This is a genomic window from Mucilaginibacter jinjuensis, from assembly GCF_028596025.1.
Classification (GTDB): domain Bacteria; phylum Bacteroidota; class Bacteroidia; order Sphingobacteriales; family Sphingobacteriaceae; genus Mucilaginibacter; species Mucilaginibacter jinjuensis.
Window position 1 is genome coordinate 2,358,230 of the sequence record NZ_CP117167.1, and the last position, 19,913, is coordinate 2,378,142.

A 19,913-nucleotide genomic window follows, 5' to 3' on the forward strand; every position below is an offset into this window, starting at 1 on the left:
TGAGTAAACATGTCAACAACTACAAAAAAAGTTTTTATTTCTTATAGCTGGTCAACACCTGAACATGATGACTGGGTGCTTTCTTTGGCACACCAATTATTAAATGATGGTATTGATGTCGTCTTAGACAAATGGGATCTCAAAGAAGGACAAGATAAATTTCATTTTATGGAATCTATGGTGAGTTCGTGTGATATTGACAAAGTATTGATGATATGCGATAAAAAATATGCAGATAAAGCCGACAGTAGATTAGGTGGCGTCGGTACAGAAACTCAAATTATAACATCACAGGTATATAATAAAGTAAGCCAGGAAAAATTCATTCCTGTTGTCGCCGAGGTTGACGAACATGGACAACCATTTTTACCGACTTATCTGAAATCGCTTATATATATAAATCTTTCCTCAAGTGAGAATTACCCTTTGGAGTATGAAAAGTTGTTGCGAAACATATTAAATCGTCCAAGTTTGAGCAAGCCAAAACTTGGGACACCACCATCTTATCTATACGAAGACAGTCCGGTGAATTTCAAGACAACAACCATGGTACGAGGGATGGAGGTGCAACTGGATAAGTTTCCAGGACGTGTAAATCTTTTTGTGAAAGACTTTTTGGCTGAATTTGACAGGAATCTAATCGATTTCAAAATTGAAAATCCAAGCAATCTTTATCTAGAAATTGGCAAACAAATACTTGACAAATTAACCCAGTATTTGCCATTGAGAGATGATTATTTGAGCTTTATTGACAAACTTACAAAGGATGATCGAGGTTTTGATACCGACATCCTTATAAGATTTTTCGAAAATTTGCCCCTCCATTTGAGCCCTCGGGGAGACAATTATCAATCTTGGCAAAGCGGATCTTTCGAGCATTTTAAATTCATAAACCACGAGCTTTTTATTTATACGGTAGCAATCGCGCTTAAAAATGATAATTACCGAATTTTGGAAAGTTTATTATTGTCAAAATATTTCTTTAAAAGCCGTGGGCAGGGGCAAGTCGAAGCATTGGATTATGACCGTCTAAGAAGTCATTTTGATTTACTCGACCAATATTATAATCAACTTCGAGGAAGGAGGTCCGATAATGTTTATGCAGATGTTTTAATAAGTCGCGTTCCTGACTTCCTTACTAAAGACGATCTTGTTGCTGGCGATCTCTTATGTTACCATATCGGCCAATTAAACAACGTGGATTGGTATCCTATTGTTTATGGCTATAACGGAAGACATCGCGGCGATTTTGAATTTTTTAACCGTATTATCTCTAAAAGGCATTTTGAGAAAGTAAAAAATCTTTTAGGTGTAAGTAATAGCAGTCAATTCAAGGATAAGTTGCTGCAAATAATTGCGAAGGGCGCTGAACAAGGATACGGGAGTTTTCGTAGCCGCTTGCCTTCGTTAGAATATTATATTAAACCAGATAACATAGCTTCATTATCCTAGAGTTCGCTGCCCTTTAAAAGTTGTATGAAAGTTGTTATAATGCAAGGCTAATCTATTTGGCGTATATTAAGTGGCAGATTTTAATTTGTCTTTTCTAACACGTTTCAAAATCTTTTCTAATACTTCTTTTTCCTGTTGAATTACGTTGATTACCAAATTTGGGTCAATATCGATAATAAATGAAAATCGTAAAATTTCGAATAAAGAAAATGTTTCAGGATTTGATAATTTCAGCGCATATCGGCTTTTGTTTATGCCTAATGCATCTGAAATTTTCCCGGAATTATACTCCCTGATTTCGTACATCCTTTTGACAGCATTATTTTCAAATAAGAATTTAATGTGTTTAAACAAAGTATGATCGATCTCTTTATTATTTTCCCATTCAGACATTTACGCCAATTTTGACGTAAAAGTCACTTAATGCTACTAAATAAAATAAAAAAGTTACCATTAGAATAAAAAAGTTACTATGTGTAATTTTTTTATTCTATATTTGAATATGTATTGATATAAAGCGAAACAAAATTATTAATCGCTAACGAAGTCTCACGTACAAAACCGCCAGTAGATCACGTGAAGGCAAGTGAAAGCGCCCATTCCATAAATATTATATCTTTGTGATGTATGTTATTGGATGGGCTTCACTTAAGTCTTTTGTGATCAACTCCAACCATTCGTGGTGGGAGGGGTTCCTGGCGGTTCCCTGTGCAAAAGCTGTGAAGCCCATCCAATTGCCTTCCAACTTGGAGAACTCGTTAACATATTTATTGAACGAGATGCCATACCTAAGCTTAACCAACTTTAGCTGTCTGATTGACAAATTTCATAATAACGAATTAGCGTTCTGTTATTTCATAGGCTCAATCGTTTCCTTTTCTCTTCAGAATCCTATTAAGAATATCTTTAAGTCACCGGAGTGAGTCGTATCTACAGTTGGAGATTCGACGTGTAGATCGTGCCTCTGCGGTAATCCGTTAACGTTTCTTAAACTTACCCTAATCTATTCCAAAAACCTATGTTACCTTATGAATGCCACGCTAACTGATTTAAGTAAAGAACATTTGTACCGCCCGAGCAACCTGATGAGGCATTTTCTGCACAATCCATGGATTCAGTTCAGCATGGTTTGTTCGACGTTTTTCGTGCATATGCAGTTAGCCCGAAAAGGGTCGCTTAATCTTAGTTTATCTGAAAAGCAAATAGCGGCACTTTTTGATGACATGGTTTCACTGGTCAAAGCTGTTGGTCTACTTCGGGAGATCGTAGAATAGGACAGTTTCCGGCAGGACAATAATTCTCAGGACACCGCATTTAACAGATTTTTAACGGTTTTAATTATCGAAAATGAAGCTTAAATTATGCTTCCTGCTATTCCTATGCCCAATTTTCAGGGTTTTAGCGCAGGAACAAAATCATAAACTACCGGTTGCTGCGCCGCAATATACCGGGTTAAGTATCGGGCAGGTTGTGCCTGATGTCCTGATTTCACAGGTGCTGAATAATAATGGGGGGGCTACCCGTTTGTCTGACTTTCGCGGCCGTTTACTGATCCTTGATTTTTGGGCAACGTCATGCGCCGGTTGTATACAGGCCATGCCGCGGCTGGATTCTTTGCAAAAGGTATCCGGTGGGAGGGTTGTGATACTCCCGGTGACGGCTGAAAAGCGGAAACGGGTAATGGCTTTCCAGAAAGCAAATGCCTTTTTGCAGGGCTGGAAGTTTCGCACCGTGGTCGAAGACCGCGACCTGCATGCCTTGTTCCCGCATCGTCTGGTGCCGCACGAAGTCTGGATAGACAGCACAGGTCACGTGATGGCCATTACGGATGTGGCGGCCGTTAATGTATTGGCGATAGATCGGGCTTTGTCCGGTAAACAACCGAATGCTTCCCTGAAAGCAGACGTGCTATCTTATCAGCGGAATAAACCTTTGTTAGTGGATGGGAACGGGGCGCCTGATTCGGCTTATCGTTACCGTTCCATTATTACCGCAGCTATTCCCGGTTTGCCGTCCTTTATCAGTATCCATTACGATTCGCTCAAAGCGGTGATCATTGTCCGGGCGTCTAACGTGAGCGTGAAACTCCTGTACTCACTCGCCTTTAAAAAATTAAGGGAACTGCCTAAAGACAGTTTGGATCTTGGGCCGGACCGCGGGCTGTATTGTTACGAGCTGACTTTGCCCGGCCGTTCCGCTATCCGTGCCCGCGAGAGCGTCAGGCAGGACCTCGACCGCTTTTTTAATGTCCGGTCGGAGTGGATAGGCAATGTCTTTCGCCTGGTGCCGCTTCCCGACTATTCTATTCCCGATGAACCACTGGTGCTCTGAGCACCGCATAAAAAATAATTCATGAAACAGACCTATTACCTATTATTCATTTTAGCCTCACTCGCCTTAACCCCGCTGGCGGCCACCGCCCAGCATATCTCGGGGCGGCTACAGGATACCCACAACCAACCGCTTTCCGGCGTTGAAATCGGTGTTAAGGGCCGTGGCCCTTTAACCGTGTCTGCTGCGGATGGCCACTTTAATTTGGTTGCGCGGCCTCGTGATACGCTCTATTTTAAAAAAGCGGGCTATGGTATCCAGTATATCTTCGTTCAAAGCGGCGGTACTTTTAATGTGACCCTGCGCCCTGATAACGAAGATCTGACCGAAGTGAAGATCGTATCTAACGGCTATCAAAACCTGCCGCTGCAAAAGGCTACCGGTTCCTTTGAGGCCATTGGCCAGACTTTAATCAACCGGTCTACCGGCAGCAATGTACTGGACCGCCTCGAAGGGGTCAGCAGTATTCTTTTTGATAAACGGATAGGGCAGGAGAATACTCTCATCATCCGTGGGCGGAGTACCCTGTTCGGTAATAATGCCCCGTTGGTTGTACTGGATAACTTCCCTTACAACGGGGATATCAACAATATCAACCCCAACGATGTAGAAAGCGTAACGATCCTGAAAGACGCCGCAGCTGCTGCCATTTGGGGTGTCCGCGCCAGCAACGGGGTGATCGTGATCACGACGAAGAAAGGGGAGCTCAACAAGCCGCTTTCCGTTAATTTCAGTGCGAATGTGACCGTTGCGAACAAAACGGACCTATTCTACCTGCCGCAGATGTCTTCGTCCGATTTCGTAGACCTCGAAAAGCAGCTTTTTGCCAAAGGATATTACGGTGATGACGAGAATTCCTACAGCCATACGCCGCTGTCACCCGTTGTACAGTTGTTGATCGCCCAGCGGGACGGCAAGATCAGCGCCGCTGACGCGAACACGCAAATCAATGCACTGGCTGCTCATGACGTGCGGAACGACCTGCAAAAATACTGGTACCGCAAAGCCGTGAACCAGCAATATGCCCTGAACCTGAATGGCGGTTCGGACAAAAGCAGTTACGTGTTTTCCGCAGGTTATGATCATAACCTTTCTGCACTCGATGCTACTTACCAGCGGCTCAACCTCCGCTCGGATTACAGGTTCTACTTAACCAAAGGCCTGGAGTTTGATGCAGGTGTTTACATGACGGATGCGCTCACTGTGGCCGGGCGGGATGATTACACGGCGCTACGGACCAGCGATACGAAAGGCCTGTTGCCATATACCAGGCTGGCTGATGCACAGGGAAATCCGCTGCCCATGCTCAAGAATTACAGCCAATCCTTTGTGGCCGCATCTGAAGCGGCCGGGTTCCTGAACTGGGACTATGTGCCGTTGACTGATTATAAGAATATCAGTAACCAGACCCGCCAACTGGACCTGTTGGTCAATACAGCCCTGAAATACAAAATTGTCAAAGGGCTGGGGGCTGAGCTTCGCTACCAGCTGGAGCATAGCCAGACGCAGGGTGACCTATTGTATAACCAGGACAGCTATTACGCCAGGGATGACATTAACCGATATACCCAGACGGCTGCCAATGGTTCCCTAACCCGGCCCATACCCATTGGGGGGATCTACAATGCTTCGGATACGCGTTTGAATGCGCATAGCCTGCGGGCACAGCTTAATTACCAGCTGGATTGGGGTAAGAACCAGTTGACCGCACTGGCCGGTTATGAATACCGGACCGACAAAACGGTTAGCCGTGCCAGTACGGATTATGGCTATGACAGCGACACGCAAACTTCGCAGCCGGTCGATTACAAGACCAGCTTCCTGTTGTCCAATTATTCTTATTTCGTCGATTCCACCATCCCTTACCTCGATCAGTATGGTACTGTTCAGAATAATAACCTCTCTTATTATGCCAATGCGGCCTATGCTTTTGATAACCGCTACAGCCTGTCCGGCAGCATCCGCAAAGACGAATCCAACCTGTTCGGTGTCAATGCCAACCAGAAAGGGGTGCCGCTCTATTCGCTTGGTGCGGCCTGGACATTGAACAACGAGAAATTTTACCACCTCAGCTGGCTGCCGTACCTGAAACTCCGCGCCACCTATGGTTATAGCGGCAACGTCGACAACACCTTGTCTGCATTAACTACCATCCATAACTTTGGCACCAGCGCCGTGGGGAAACAGCGTTATTCGGGCATTGCCAATCCGCCAAACCCTGACCTGGGCTGGGAGAAGACAGGTGTTTTGAACTTCGGGGCGGATTTTGCAATAGCCGGGAATGTCCTTTCCGGTTCCGTCGAATATTACCATAAGAATGGGAAAGACCTGATCGGTTACCAGCCCGTCGACCAGACCACCGGGGTTTTAAACCCTGCTACAGGCTTGTTCCAGTATAAAGGGAATGTAGCGGCCATGAAGGGACATGGGATAGATTTGACTCTGCACAGCCACAACCTGCGCGGGGCCCTGAAATGGCAGACTGATGTGATACTCAGCACTGCCTTTAACCGCGTGACGAGCTATTACCAGTACAACAGCCAGGCCACAAATTATGTGGCTAACGCTTATACGGTCGTGCCGCTCGTTGGTAAACCGCTTTATTCCATCTTAACCTATCAATGGGCCGGTTTGGACCCGGCTAACGGGAATCCCAGGGGGTACCTGAATGGGCAGGTGAGTTCAGATTATGCTTCCATACTGGCCAATACAACTGTTAGCGATCTTCATTACAGCGGTTCTGCTGTTCCGCAGGTTTACGGTTATTTTCGCAATACGTTCACTTACCGCCAATTCTCGCTCTCGGCCAATATCGCCTATAAATTGGATTATTATTTTATCAGGCCTGCGGTACAATATGATGCGCTGATCTCCGCCTGGGATGTTTCTACCGGGGATTATGCGCGCCGCTGGCAGGTGCCGGGCGATGAAAAGCATACCAACGTGCCTTCCTTTATTTTTCCGACTAATAGCCAGCGCGACCAGTTTTATGACCAGTCCGTGGTGAATGTGGAAAAGGGCGACAACATCCGGTTGCAGGATCTCCGGCTCAGTTATGACGCGGATCAGAAGCAATGGAAGAGAATGCCTTTTCGCCACCTGCAGGTTTTTTGTTATGCCACCAACCTGGGCCTGATCTGGACGGCCACCAAAACGGGCCTGGATCCCGATTATCCATCTTCACTTCGCCCGCCACTAACCATTGCGGTGGGTATTACCGGTAACTTTTAAACTGATATGATAATGAAAAAAATGAAAAGATATCAAACGGTAATCCTTTTATTAATTGGTCTTGCCGCTTTCTCCTGCAAAAAACAACTGGATGTCAAATCCTCTTCAGCGCTCGAAGTGCCCGTTACGATCGCTGATTTCCAGTCATTGATGGACAATAATAACGTCATGACCCAGATTTGGCCTTTTGCCGGAATTGCAGCCGCGGACGAGGGCTTTGTAAGTACCGCCAACTGGCAGTCTTCAACCCTGACCCCGCGCAACGCTTACATCTGGGACCGCAATGTTTTCAATGAAAATCCACGGAACGACTGGTCGCTGGCCTATACGGTCATCTTTTATACGAATGTCGTATTGGAGGGTGTGCAGCAATATGGGCAACATACGGCAGAGTGGAATAATATCCAGGGGCAGGCCTCTTTTTTCCGGGGATACGCTTATTACCAGCTGGCCCAACAGTTTTGCAAACCTTATAATGCGCAAAGCGCAGATACAGATCCGGGTCTGGTGCTGCGGAATTCTTCCGATTTGAACGTCAAACCAGTCCGGTCAACCGTAGCGCAAACCTATGCCCGGATGATCGCCGATCTGTCGGCTGCTGTTCCTTTGTTACCGACAACCGCAGTGGTTAAGACCCGGCCATGTAAATCAGCGGCTTACGCTGTGCTGGCCAGGATATACCTGTCTATGCGGGACTATCCGAATGCCGGACTTTATGCAGATTCTAGTTTAAAGTTGAATAGCCAGTTACTGGACTATAACACAGTCAAAGTGGGCACGAGCCCATCCTTTACACGCTTCAACGCGGAGGTCTTATTACATACGCTGAGCTCGCCTGTAGGGCTGGAGCTGTCACCTAAATTTGCCGTAGACACGACTTTGTACCGTCTTTATGAAGCAGGTGATCTCCGGAAGGTACTATTCTTCCAGGTACAGGCGGGTACGACCTATTATACTTTTAAGGGGAGTTACGACGGAACCGTAAATCTGTTTAACGGGCCAGCTACGGATGAGATGTATCTGATCCGCGCAGAATCGTCGGCACGGTCTGGTAAGCTGGATGCAGCCATGGCGGACCTGAATACCTTGCGGCAAAACAGGTTTACAAAAGCGGCTTACCTGCCGCTCGCTGCGACAGATGCGGTACAAGCACTCTCTTTAGTTTTAACAGAACGGCGAAAGGAACTCTTACTACGGGGATTGCGGTGGAGTGATTTGCGTCGGTTAAACCAGGAGGCGGCACTGGCAATAACGTTGAAAAAGGTAGTCAACGGGCAGACGTATACACTGCCGCCAAATGATCCGCGGTATACCTTGCCCTTGCCGCTGGCGGTCATCAGTGATACCGGCATGGCCCAAAACTAAAAAAGGGCAGGCCGGTAAGGCCTGCCCCTCAGCAGCATTATTACTGTGGAGTGTGATATTCCTGTCCGCTGGCGGTAGACAGGTTAGGCTGGTTGGGGTTCGAGCTGCTGCGGTTGGCCTGTATCGCACACAGATCGCCATCTCCGGCACAACCCGGGTCGTCCTGGCTGTAAGAGTACTTGCTCGGATCGTTAACCTGGGCTGGGGTGCCATTGAAGGTCCAGTAAACCGGGTCTGTTTTGCGGATGGTTTTGGATGCTTTCGTTGTGAAAGCGCCGGCAACGCCCAGCACCAGTGCCAGGCCGAAGATGAATGATTTTGACTTGTTCATCGTACAGGAATGCTTTTTTACTAAAAAGCAGACGAAAAACTTAGTGAATAATGATGCCTACTCTTTTCGCAGGTTTTCGGCTTACCCTGTTGGTCTTTGGTTTATCTGTTTGGACAGGTTGCGCTACGCTCTGCGTGGAAGACCGCGATAGCGGCAAGGCTGGCCAGCAGGAATGCCAGGTTGAAGATCAAATGGGTTTGCCAGGACATGTGGTTCAGGATGCCGCCGCAGGAACAAGGGATTTTACGCCAGAAATGGAGCAGGCCAAGTGCAATATATACGGAAAATACGATCAGCATCCCGGCAGAAAGAAGCAAGCCCGCCAGCCGCGTGCGGCTAAAAAGCATCAGGGATACGGCCAGTAACTCGGTCGCTGGCAGCCCATAAACTAAAATGCCAGCCAGTAAATGTGCAAAGGGTTGCCTGTAGAGCTGGGTACGGAAAGCATTAATGTCGCTGAGCTTGCTGATTGCTGCATAGGTGAACAACGCGATCAGTGCGGCGGGTACAACTAACTTGATAAATGTCTTCATGGCCTGTGATTTTGTGAAAGCAAAGTACGACCCTGGAAAAATCTGAAAATAGTATGAAGTGGGTAGTATACCCTTTTGAACAATGAAAAACATGGATAACGCTGATAAAAACCACTATTATTTTCTTCCTGAGCTTTTTTTACGTGTACCTAACTATGGTTATAACCGCTACGATCTGATGCGTTTACCTGAAGTATTGAAACAAATTAGTTTTCAAAACGCCATATGGCTCGCGAGCCCGGTATTCTTTAAAATATTAGCCCGTAAGGACTTTGAATATGGCCGGTTGAACGATAAGGAGAAATTTACAGTCCATAAGTACTATAATCGTATTTGTTTCCGGCCGACTCCCTTCGGAAGTTTTTCCTCTTTTTCTTTGCTCAAATGGGGGAATGGGGAGCCCATTGTTTTGGCGGATAATAAGGATGCAGAGATTTATGTGTTGGCGGATCAACAGATTCTGGCAAGGCTAAATCAGGTGCGTAAACCCAAGGCTGACAAGGATGACCTGATACTTAATCCTTGTCTTTACCGCATCGAAAGAGAATACAGGTTTATACATGGTGTATTCGCTGACGGAAAAAAGTATCAGTTTGAAATTAAAGCACTTGCTGCGGTAAAATTTCATATTGATTTAGTGGGATTATTCAAGGAAGGTGCTGTCAAACACAGTCATTTATTGTCCTGGATTCAGGTTGAGGGAGCGTGTACGGAAAAAGAAGCGAACGAATATCTTCATTTTTTGCTGGAAGAACAGTTCCTCATGAGTCGTACGCAGGGAGGGTTGATTTATAGAAATTTTGAGATCGTGCCCCCCTCCAAGTCGTCCCCAGATTTATTCTGGAAAAGCCGACAGGCAATTGCTGCTCCCGGAACAACTTCTTTACCTATCCTGGCAGCTAAACTTATGTCTTCTTCAGGCTTGGGATTGGATGCGGAAAAAATCAATCAGCCTTTTTATGCAGCCCTTGGAAAATCGGCACTTAGCGGAAGCCGGGGCGAAACGGAAAAACTGGAATTGGGACAGGCCGTTTCTTTGCTTCGCAAGCTTGCCTTTCCGCAGCAGAACGTAGACCTGCGCCGTTTTATTGATGATTTCCGAAAACGTTTTGACAGGCAGAAAGTGCCCTTGCTTTTGGCGCTCGACCCAGACGCCGGTATATCTTATGGCGGGTTGAGTAAGGGAATTTCAGAACCCGGGATGCTTGAAAATTTAGACTTCTCTACAAAAAGAAATGGTGATCCGACGGTTGGCTGGAGTTTTGTCCACCGTATGCTTTTCCGCCGCTGGATTGGTGACAAACTTCGTGATCCCTGGTCTCCACTAGAAATAAATGAAGAAGATCTTAATGACCTTCAAATTAATCCGCCGGACTCTCCTCATTTTCCTCAAACGCTCGCTGTACTTTATCGAAAGACAGCGGAACACCTGTTGATCGAACATGCGGCCGGCGTCTCTGCGACTTCATTGATCGGACGTTTTTCTTGCTTTAATCAAGACATTCACCGCTTATGCAGCGAACTGGCTGCCAAAGAGATCGCAGCAAATCCCGGTGTTGTTTTTGCAGATATTGGCCAGCTGTCTGATATACATGTAGATAATATTAACCGGCGACTTCGAATTTATCCTTTTGAAATTCCCTTAAACGTCTTTAGTACACTGCCCCCGGAGCAACAGTTAAACCCAGGCGATCTGTTGCTCTCGGTGCAAAAAGGGGAGTTAGTGCTGGAGTCAGGCCGACTAGGTAGACGGGTTATTCCCCGTCTGGCCACAGCCTTTAACTTCCGGCATAATAATTCCGCTGTCTTTCGTCTGCTATGCGACCTGCAATTCCAGGGACTCTCCACATCAGTGACGATAGAATTGGATGCGCTGTTCCCCGAACTGGATTTTTATCCGCGTATAACCTATCAAAATACGATACTGTCTTTGGCTAAATGGAATTTGAGAAAGGAACAATTAAATGAACTAACCGGCTTCACACCGGATGAATTGCCTGCCGGTCTTCAAAAATTCAGGAAGGAATACCGGATACCAAGACATGTAACGCTCGGTGAATACGATCAGCAGCTGGTCTTTGACCTGGCCGATGATATGGAAGCTGCTCTTTTTATACAATGTCTCAAAGGATTGGAAAAAGCGGAGGTTAAAGAATATTTGTTGCCGGACCGTTCGATCAGGAATGGCCACGAAGTATTTGCAGGTCAGATCGTGGCGTTTCTGGCACATGATAATTGTATTTATCATCCGGCAATTCAGGTCACATCGGATATGGCCGAGCCACGCGACTTTATGGTCGGTAGTCAATGGCTTTACCTTAAAATATATTGCACGCCAAGGATAGCGAATTCGATTCTTACGGATATTGCTCGCCCTTTTATTTTCGAAAACCGTGCTTTGATTGAGAAATGGTTTTTTATTCGCTATGACGAACAGGGTCATCATTTACGATTGCGTTTTTGTGCCGCTGAGGACAATATAGGGGGGCTTTTAGTTGCATTTCGAAAACGGATGAGCATAAGCGGATACGATCATTTAATCCATGATTACCATTTGGATACCTATCGCCGGGAAATTGAACGTTACAGCGCAACCCTCATGCCACTGGTAGAAGATGTTTTTCATGCAGGCAGTGAATTGGTGATTTGGTTTCTGCGACAAAAGGCACTTAGGGGCCGATGGAGTGAATTTGAGTTCGGACTGGTTACTGCAAACCTCATGATCACATGCTGTATTGCTGATCATGAAAGTCGCTTAGAATATATCCGGGAAGCCGCAGGAGCCTTTTTTGTAGAATTTGGCGGTAGTAAAACATTAAAGATTCAAATGGATCAAAAATATCGGGAGCTCAAGTCTATGGTTGAGATGGCTATGCGCAATACCATTATGTTGAGGAAATGTAGCCTTTTACGAAAACGTGTAAAGCATTTAATAAGTGCGGTAAGCGATATCCGGATAATCAATACACTGGCGGCAGATCTTGTACATATGCAATTGAACCGTACATTCCATTCAGATCAGCGACAACAGGAATATCTGGCTTATTACTGCCTGGAAAAGTATATGATATCGACTTCAGCTCAAGCATCGAAAAGAAATTAGCAGATGATCAATACAGAACCTATTAAACTCAAGAAATATACCTATTTTATTGGGATAGATATATCGCGTAATGAATTGGACTTCGCTGTAATGCAGGACAGCAAGCTCCTATTTCACAAAGAAATTCCTAACCAAGTAGCAGATATTAAGCTCATGGTGACGGAATTAAAGGGCTTACCAAAATTTACGATCAGAAAAGCAGCGTTCTGTATGGAACAAACCGGTATTTACAGTAACCATCTGAAAATTGCGCTCAAGAGCTGCAAAGCCAATATCATAATAGAAGATGCTCTACATATTCGAAGCTCATTAGGTACAGTAAGAGGAAAATACGATAAAATTGATGCGATCAGAATTGCTCAATATGGTTATAAAAACCGTGAGCACCTACGTGTCTGGCAACCGCGAAGATTGATTCTTGAACAATTAGCCCATTTGTCCACACTCAGAAACAGATTAATCAATGTAAAAACTATCATATCACAACAACTAAATGAAGACACAACTTTCGTCAATAAGAAAATACTAAATCAAAGTAGAATGCTATGTAGTAAAAGTACGGGTGCTATTTCTCTTGATGTAACCGGAGTAGACGAATTCATAACTGAATTGGTAAAATCAGACCCTTATTTAATGCGGATGCATGATATCATTACATCTGTTCCATGCGTCGGTACAGTCACGGCAATACAGATTATCATTACTTCAAACGAACTTAGAGATATAAACGACCCTAAGAAGTATGCCTGCTATGCTGGGGTTGTGCCATTCAAGCGAGAATCTGGCGTGATTCAAGGGAAGGCTAAAGTATCTAAGTTAGCTAATAAAAGAGTTAAAGCACTGTTACATACCTGTGCCCTTAATGCGATTAGGCACGACCCCGAATTAAAAGCATATTTTGAAAGGAAACATAAAGAAGAGGGCAAGCCGAAAATGGCTGTGTTAAATGCAGTAAGGAACAAACTTGTGTTAAGAATATTTGCCTGCTTAAATCAGGATAGAGAATATGAGCCAAACTACAAAAACAAATATTCGGGTGACACTAATAAGAATGAGTTAAATAACGATATAACGGCAAGTTGATTATAGAAACTTAAGATTAAAGACCTGGAAAGACGGATATCACTAATTGTTTTCTTAGCTTGATGATATCAGAAGGCAAAGAAACTTATCTGCGACTAAGGGTTTAAATCTACCTCATGATTTACCCTTTACGATTTAATGCAATAATATCAGCTAAATTTTTTGTGAATGATATACAAAAAGATGGAAAAAAAAAGTTCAGGTTAGAGACTCGGAACGACAGAATTGCTTGCTGTTTTATAATCTCAAATGGTAAAAGGTCTTATCAGAAGTCGCAGGTTTACAACCTAATCTTAGATTTAAGCTTTACCATTTGAGAATATAACAAGCTATACTAATTACTCAGAAGGATATAACAGTAAGTGGATTAAAGAACGATAAGGCTAAGACCTAGAAGGACAATAATCGCTTACTGTTTTCCAAAGGCATTCAAATGGTAAAGGACTTATTCGATGTCACAGGTTAAAGGCCTAATCTTTGTATTAAGTCTTACCATTTGAGTTAATAACGAGCTGTTGTTCCCTAGATAATGCTACAGCGGTAAGTGGATTAATGATGACCGGTTAAGGCATGGAAGAATGATAATTGCTTATTGTTCTAATTAATTATATCAAATGGTAAAGGGCCTTATCAAAAGTCGCAGGTTAAAGACCCAATCCTTGATTCAAGCTTTATCATTTGATATATTCAACAAAGCCCGGCTGCTACGTTTTACATTATTAGCCGGTGCTTTAAATTCATGAAAATGATTTGAAAGTCACTTGATATGAACAGACCAAAGAAGTATACTTATTTTATCGGTATAGATGTTTCTAGAAATAAGCTCGATTTTGCGATAATGCGGGTTGCGGAGCTGCTATTTCACAAAGAAATTAAAAACGAAGTAACCGAAATAAAGGGTTTGGTCTTAGAATTAAAAAAATTACCAAAGTTTGTCATTTCAAAGGCTGTTTTCGGGCTGGAGCATACGGGTGTATACGGCAATCATTTACTGCTGGTATTAAAGAAACTCAAAGCAAATATCGTTTATGAAAATCCTGTTCATATTCGAAATTCGTTAGGTAACATCCGTGGTAAGTACGATAAAATTGATGCGATCAGGATAGCCCAATACCTGTATAAAAACAGGGAACAATTTAAACTATGGCAGCCCAAACGACCGGTTGTCCAGGAGTTAGCCCACCTGTCGGCGCTTAGGAATAAACTCATCACTTTAGGAAAATCATTAAATACTCCGTTAAATGAAGATGCTCTGTTTGTGAATAAAAGGATTATCACCCAGAGTAAGGCATTATGCAGCGACAGTTTCTATGCATTGACTACGGATTTGGAAAAGGTTGACAATACTATCGCGGGACTGATAAAAAGCGACGATAATTTAAACAGATTGCACCGGTTGATTACATCCGTACCAAGTGTTGGCACTGTGACCGCAGTGCAAATCATCATCACAACGAATGAATTCCAAGATATTAACAATCCTAAAAAGTTTGCGTGCTATGCCGGTGTGGTGCCCTTTAAAAATGATTCCGGGAAAATCGAGGGTAGAAGCAAACTTTCCAACATAGCAAATAAACGGGTAAAGACATTACTCCATACCTGTGCACTCGGCGCGATGAGATATGTTCCGGACCTCAAAGCATACTACGTACAGAAAACTAAAACAGAAGGAAAACCAAAGATGGCCGTGCTCAATGCGATAAGAAACAAGCTTGTACATAGAATTTTTGCCTGTGTTAATGATAATAGATTATATCAATCAGACTACCAGCGGGCAAATGAAGGAACATGATGGTAGTAATTATATAATTATGTAATCAAAGGAAGCAACATTAGTATTAGGTTAATTCCGGGTTTACGACCCATACTTTGAAATAATATTTTGTTGCTCCTTTGCTTTCTATCAACATTATAGCGCCGTTGCAATTTTATTGGATTAGTAAATCTCTATTTAGTGACTTAGAACCAACCAATACTTATCATAAAAAGTTTATTTACAAAACATAAAATGTTACACATTCTTCAGACGAAGATGACTACGCAACACTTGATACCGAAATGAAAAAGGAGGGATTTGGCCTACTATAGCTCCCAAAGGGAAGAATCATTGGTCGCTATTTCATTTTTAAAACTTCAATTGCGTTAAGCAATGCTTTCTCTTTTAATTCAGTTGTTGCGGCGTTGTTGTTCATTGCACTTCGAGTTTTGCCTCACGTACAAAGATTTATAAATGGATGTTAGCTTAAAAATTAAAAGTTTAAGTATGTCTACAGTCGTTAATTTGCTGATATTTAATATTTATATTTATTCATGTAAGGGTCTCATTACCACATTACTCATTGGTATTTTCTGAAGCTTGATTTCTCCCTTTCTCATTAACTAACATTGCCTTTAAAGCATAAGAATCCGATGTTTTCTTTGGTGAATTGATTTAAAAGAACTTAGGATATGCTGCATTGGGCGTTCTAAACCAATAACTAGCCGGAGGTTTGCCGCTTGCTGAGCAAAATAACGTTATCCATTTTTAGACGGAATGCGGCACGGTACGTTCCGCCGATAGGCAAAGTAAACTGTGTGTTTAGCCTGATCTGACCCGGTTCAATAGATTTAATCGCACAGTGGTTCACGATGAATGACTGATGAATCCTGGAAAACTGATTTTTAGGCAATCTTGTCAATATTTCGCTAAGCGTCAAATAAGTGGTGATCTTTTCGTCAGTCAAATGTATGGCAATGTAATTTCCGAGGTTTTCGATGTACACGATTTTATCGATTTCCACGCGATTAAATTTACCTCTTAAATCACTTTTGACAAAAAAGTAAGCCAAGACGTCCGAAAAGCCGTTTTTGTTAGCTTCTGTTGCAAGTTTAACTTTAGTAACAGCCTTCAGGAAACGGTTGTAATTAATCGGTTTAATGAGGTAGTCTATCGCATTTTTTTCAAAAGCCTCGGGGGCGTAGTCACGAAATGCCGTGGTAAAGATGATTTCGGTAACAGGATTTACCAACTCTGCAAAATCAAGGCCGTTCAACTGCGGCATGTCGACATCGAGAAAAGTTAATCCCGGAGCTGGATTTTCGGAAAAAAATTCCAGCGCTTCCAAGGGATTTGTAGAAGTGCCGGATAATTCAAGACCGGGAGTTTGTTCAATATATCTTTTAATAATATCGATTGAGTGGCTTTCGTCGTCGATAATGTAGCATGTAAGGTTCATAGGTTGATTGTTAAGGTCAGTTCAAATATATCTTTCAGTTCTGTGATATTCAGTCGATATTTTTCCGGATATGCTCCATCCAGCCGGATGCGGACGTTTTGCAGGCCCAGTTGCTGGCGGGCAAATTTGGTATTCTTTGCTTTTTTTAGGTTTTGGCTGCGAAAAAAAAAATGGCCGTTTGCATCAATTTCCAGGTGCAAGAGAGCTGGCATATTCGCATTGGTGAGATCACCGTGTTTAAAAATATTTTCTGTTAATGTAAGTAAGATCAGCGGAATGATTCGGTGGCGTTGAAATTCCCCATTCATTGTCAGGACAATTCCTACCGGGAATCGATAGGCGTTTATCTCCAATAAATTACGAATTTGTGCCATTTCATCTACGAGGTTTATTTTACCATCGGCCTCCGTTTGCTGCAAACTGAAATGCATAATTTCAGCCAGTAGCCATACACAATGTGCAGCTTCGTCAGAATGCTCCTGGACTTTCGAGTAAACAAAATTTAGTGCGTTGAATAACAAGTGCGGGTTGATTTGCTGTTGATAAAATGCGCTTCGGCTTTTCGCAAGTTGGGTTTCAATTTCTGCCTTATCTTTCTCGACAATTAACCGTTGTCTTTCGGCCATTAGGGATTGTTTTCGGAAATGGGAAATGTGGCCAGCCGCCCAGTAAAAAATGGACAGTACTAAAAAATAAAATCCTCTGACGATATTACGGTTGTAAAACCCTTGCACGTAGACAAAAGGGTTTGCGATATTTTGGGAATTTTTATCTAAAAAATAATCCGCGATCAATTTAATCAGCATATAGAGAGCAAACGCCAGCGCCATCTTGGGTAGCCCTTTAAAATAGTCGGACTTGGGGTGGTCGAAAATCTGATTTAAGAGATAGACGTTGGCGTAAAAATAGCTAATGTTAATAGGGTAGTAAATCAAGTAAACATAGGGGCGTTCAATGCGGCCCGAAATGAAATATATGGTACTGAGCTCATAAATGATAAATAAAACCCAGCAAAAGACGTGGACTAAGACTTTTTTATCAAGAAGACGCTTAACCAAATTCATAACCATCAACACTGTTTTTATGCTCAGTCGGCTCGTTTCTGTAATAAATGCAGTTGGAAAACTTGTTTTACTTAAATTAATAAAAAAATAGAAATTATGAGAAAAATGAACAAACTTCCAAAGAAAAAAACACAAACGATCGGTCGCTCAACCGCGGCAAGTATCAGAACTGCTGGTCAAGCTTCGGATACAACGAGTGTGACCAACAGCGGGCTTACAAGCAGCCATATTATCCATCGATAAGACTTGTAATAACGCACCAGCAAGTTAGTTATGCTTCGGAATGAACTTTCTATATTTCAGGACCCAGGCTCGCTGCCAGAAGGTGGCGTTTGTGCGGCATTAATTGAACTGACGCCCGGGATTTGCGCACGTGTGCGGCGGTCTTGGGAAGATGCGGTTTTATCCGAAGCACCGGAGCATATCCTGGTGCGTTACTTTCATTATCAACTTGATTCTGTTTTTGCGATTGCCAATTCCTACTATAAATGTGGTAATAAAACCGAAGAGCCTGCATGGCAATTAATAGTAAACCTGATAGACCACTTGCATGTTTATTATTCTTGTTATTTCAATTGCAAGGCTATTTCACCCGATTTATACCGTTTGCACGTATCAAAGCAACTGAAATCCAAAGTGGACCTTGTTAAAAATGGTTTAAATACGATGAACGACGCAGCATTGGGTGATATGTTCCTAAAGTATTTGAATCATGCTGGTTGCCTTGATCAGTCTATTAAACTTAGTTTCCAAAACTTAGACTATTTTATCCGGCTAATCAACAACTTAGCCGGGATCGATTATAGCCTAGGTAATGCGGAGGAATTATTTTTAAATGAACTTTTTCAAAGTAATTTTAACCACTTATCATTTTTTGTGTACCTGCAGCAACAGCTTAGTACAAAACAGGAACAAGCCCTCAATCCTGCTGAAAAATTGACTACCATGCGTGAACAACAGGCCGCGATCTGCAGTCGACCTGTAATTGCCACTCTAATTTATGATGAAGCGTGGCCATCTTTAAAAACAATGCTCGGGTGTTGGTTAGAGGAAGCGATTCATTTTACCGAACAATCTATTGATGATGCCCTGAAAAATGGTGAGTCGATTTTCCCCAAAATTCCTGTTGAACTTCCGGTCGCACATTTCGCTTACCTGACGCATTTGTTTGTGGACGAAAATATATTTGGGAACCAAAACCTGAAAGTGCTTTTCCGTTTTTTTGCCGACCATTTTCAAACCAAGCGGCAACCTGCGATATCACCAGGGGGATTTAGTAAAGCTTATTATAGCGCCGATCAGCAAACAGCCGCACGTGTCAGGGCATTGTTGGAAAAAATGCTTACGCGTATCAAACGCGATTTCTTCCCGGTAATGGTTGCAGTAAGTATAACAGCCCATTTTTATCCAGGTATGCACTAAGTTCGCCCAGCCAGGTGTAGGTAAATCCCGCTTTTGAGATGAGTTCTTCAGGAAGAATAAATAGTATATCCTTCAGCTTTTTAAAGCCCATTTTCCTGCTCGTCTCACAAAAGGCGTCGCCAAGATCCATCTCCTCAATTGTTATTTCTAAAGCTTGTTTTTCGTCCATGTTAGTCATCTTCGAGGTTTACCGGAATTTCTTTTTGAGATAGATGTCAAATAAAACAGGCCAACACTTGCAGCGTTTTTGAATGTATCTTCAGGCTAATTTATAAATAAAGATTTATTTTACCAATACAGGTATTAGTACTAAAATTTTCTTTTAGAACTTTCTTGCACCATGTTTTCTCGTGGTGCAACTAAATCTGAAATTGACTTATATATTATCAATAAGGTAAAGGCATATCGAGCAGAGAATAATATGTCACAAGCAGTGCTTGCAATCAAGTTAGAAGTGTCGGATGCATTCATTGGCCAGATTGAAAACCCCAGACAAAGGGCTAAATACAATATCGCTCACCTCAATAAGTTGGCTCAAATATTTAATTGTAGTCCTAAGGACTTTATGCCGGAAAGGCCTTTTGTTTAATTGATGGTTTTAACACGTATTACACTTCAACCATTGCTATCTAACTGTAGCCGGACAGTATTATAGTATTCTAAATTAGATAGTTAAATAATTAATTGTATCTTATTAATTGTGTTTTTGAAATAGATTACTTTTTTTCTTACCACAATGGCAAAAGACCGTAACGGAATAGAGAGACCAGTAATAGGGCACTC

Annotated in this window: 14 protein-coding genes; 9 read left to right on the top strand and 5 right to left on the bottom strand. The window is 42.9% G+C overall.

Features of this window, described 5'->3' with window-relative positions; translation table 11 throughout:
* The first annotated feature begins 9 nt into the window (after window positions 1-9).
* A complete protein-coding gene (locus PQO05_RS10815) occupies window positions 10-1,452 on the top strand; it encodes an SEFIR domain-containing protein (RefSeq protein ID WP_273632922.1) in 1,443 nt (480 codons plus the stop codon).
* Between the two features lie 66 nt (window positions 1,453-1,518).
* Here the strand turns inward: PQO05_RS10815 and PQO05_RS10820 are convergent, their stop codons facing one another.
* On the bottom strand, window positions 1,519-1,845 hold the full coding sequence (locus PQO05_RS10820; RefSeq protein ID WP_273632923.1) for a hypothetical protein: 327 nt from the start codon (window positions 1,843-1,845) through the stop codon (window positions 1,519-1,521).
* 954 nt (window positions 1,846-2,799) lie between these two features.
* Between PQO05_RS10820 and PQO05_RS10825 the strand changes: the two genes are divergently transcribed.
* From PQO05_RS10825 to PQO05_RS10835, 3 genes are read left to right on the top strand one after another with little or no spacing between them, the layout of a single operon-like run.
* The gene (locus PQO05_RS10825; protein WP_273632924.1) at window positions 2,800-3,783 is read left to right on the top strand and encodes a TlpA family protein disulfide reductase; all 984 of its coding nucleotides are present in this window, start codon (window positions 2,800-2,802) and stop codon (window positions 3,781-3,783) included.
* A 21-nt stretch (window positions 3,784-3,804) separates the two neighbouring features.
* A complete protein-coding gene (locus tag PQO05_RS10830) occupies window positions 3,805-7,014 on the top strand; it encodes a SusC/RagA family TonB-linked outer membrane protein (protein ID WP_273632925.1) in 3,210 nt (1,069 codons plus the stop codon).
* Window positions 7,015-7,026: 12 nt separating this feature from the next.
* Window positions 7,027-8,379: a RagB/SusD family nutrient uptake outer membrane protein gene (locus tag PQO05_RS10835; RefSeq protein WP_273632926.1), complete on the top strand. Its 1,353-nt coding sequence runs from the start codon at window positions 7,027-7,029 to the stop codon at window positions 8,377-8,379.
* A 40-nt stretch (window positions 8,380-8,419) separates the two neighbouring features.
* Here PQO05_RS10835 and PQO05_RS10840 read toward each other — a convergent pair whose 3' ends face one another.
* Window positions 8,420-8,710 carry a hypothetical protein gene (locus PQO05_RS10840; protein WP_273632927.1) on the bottom strand — a complete coding sequence of 97 codons (291 nt, stop codon included), beginning with the start codon at window positions 8,708-8,710 and terminating at the stop codon, window positions 8,420-8,422.
* 101 nt (window positions 8,711-8,811) lie between these two features.
* The gene (locus PQO05_RS10845) at window positions 8,812-9,243 is read right to left on the bottom strand and encodes a MauE/DoxX family redox-associated membrane protein (RefSeq protein WP_273632928.1); all 432 of its coding nucleotides are present in this window, start codon (window positions 9,241-9,243) and stop codon (window positions 8,812-8,814) included.
* 82 nt (window positions 9,244-9,325) lie between these two features.
* Here PQO05_RS10845 and PQO05_RS10850 point away from each other — a divergent pair, with 82 nt between their 5' ends.
* The 3 genes from PQO05_RS10850 to PQO05_RS10860 all read left to right on the top strand — a co-directional run bounded on the left by PQO05_RS10850 (window position 9,326) and on the right by PQO05_RS10860 (window position 15,221).
* On the top strand, window positions 9,326-12,346 hold the full coding sequence (locus PQO05_RS10850) for a lantibiotic dehydratase (protein WP_273632929.1): 3,021 nt from the start codon (window positions 9,326-9,328) through the stop codon (window positions 12,344-12,346).
* A gap of 3 nt (window positions 12,347-12,349) precedes the next feature.
* Entirely contained in the window at window positions 12,350-13,429 is a 1,080-nt protein-coding gene (locus PQO05_RS10855) for an IS110 family RNA-guided transposase (protein WP_273632930.1), read from the top strand.
* Between the two features lie 766 nt (window positions 13,430-14,195).
* Complete coding sequence (locus PQO05_RS10860) at window positions 14,196-15,221, top strand: IS110 family RNA-guided transposase (protein ID WP_273632931.1); 1,026 nt, start codon at window positions 14,196-14,198, stop codon at window positions 15,219-15,221.
* 685 nt (window positions 15,222-15,906) lie between these two features.
* Here the strand turns inward: PQO05_RS10860 and PQO05_RS10865 are convergent.
* Both PQO05_RS10865 and PQO05_RS10870 read right to left on the bottom strand, forming a co-directional pair.
* Complete coding sequence (locus tag PQO05_RS10865; protein ID WP_273632932.1) at window positions 15,907-16,644, bottom strand: LytR/AlgR family response regulator transcription factor; 738 nt, start codon at window positions 16,642-16,644, stop codon at window positions 15,907-15,909.
* A complete protein-coding gene (locus PQO05_RS10870; RefSeq protein WP_273632933.1) occupies window positions 16,641-17,474 on the bottom strand; it encodes a histidine kinase in 834 nt (277 codons plus the stop codon). The genes PQO05_RS10865 and PQO05_RS10870 overlap by 4 nt, the downstream gene beginning before the upstream one ends.
* 507 nt (window positions 17,475-17,981) lie before the next feature.
* On the opposite strand from PQO05_RS10870, the gene PQO05_RS10875 reads away from it, so the two are divergent.
* A complete protein-coding gene (locus PQO05_RS10875) occupies window positions 17,982-19,130 on the top strand; it encodes a hypothetical protein (protein ID WP_273632934.1) in 1,149 nt (382 codons plus the stop codon).
* 340 nt (window positions 19,131-19,470) lie between these two features.
* A complete protein-coding gene (locus PQO05_RS10880; protein ID WP_273632935.1) occupies window positions 19,471-19,719 on the top strand; it encodes a helix-turn-helix domain-containing protein in 249 nt (82 codons plus the stop codon).
* The last annotated feature ends 194 nt before the right edge of the window (window positions 19,720-19,913 follow it).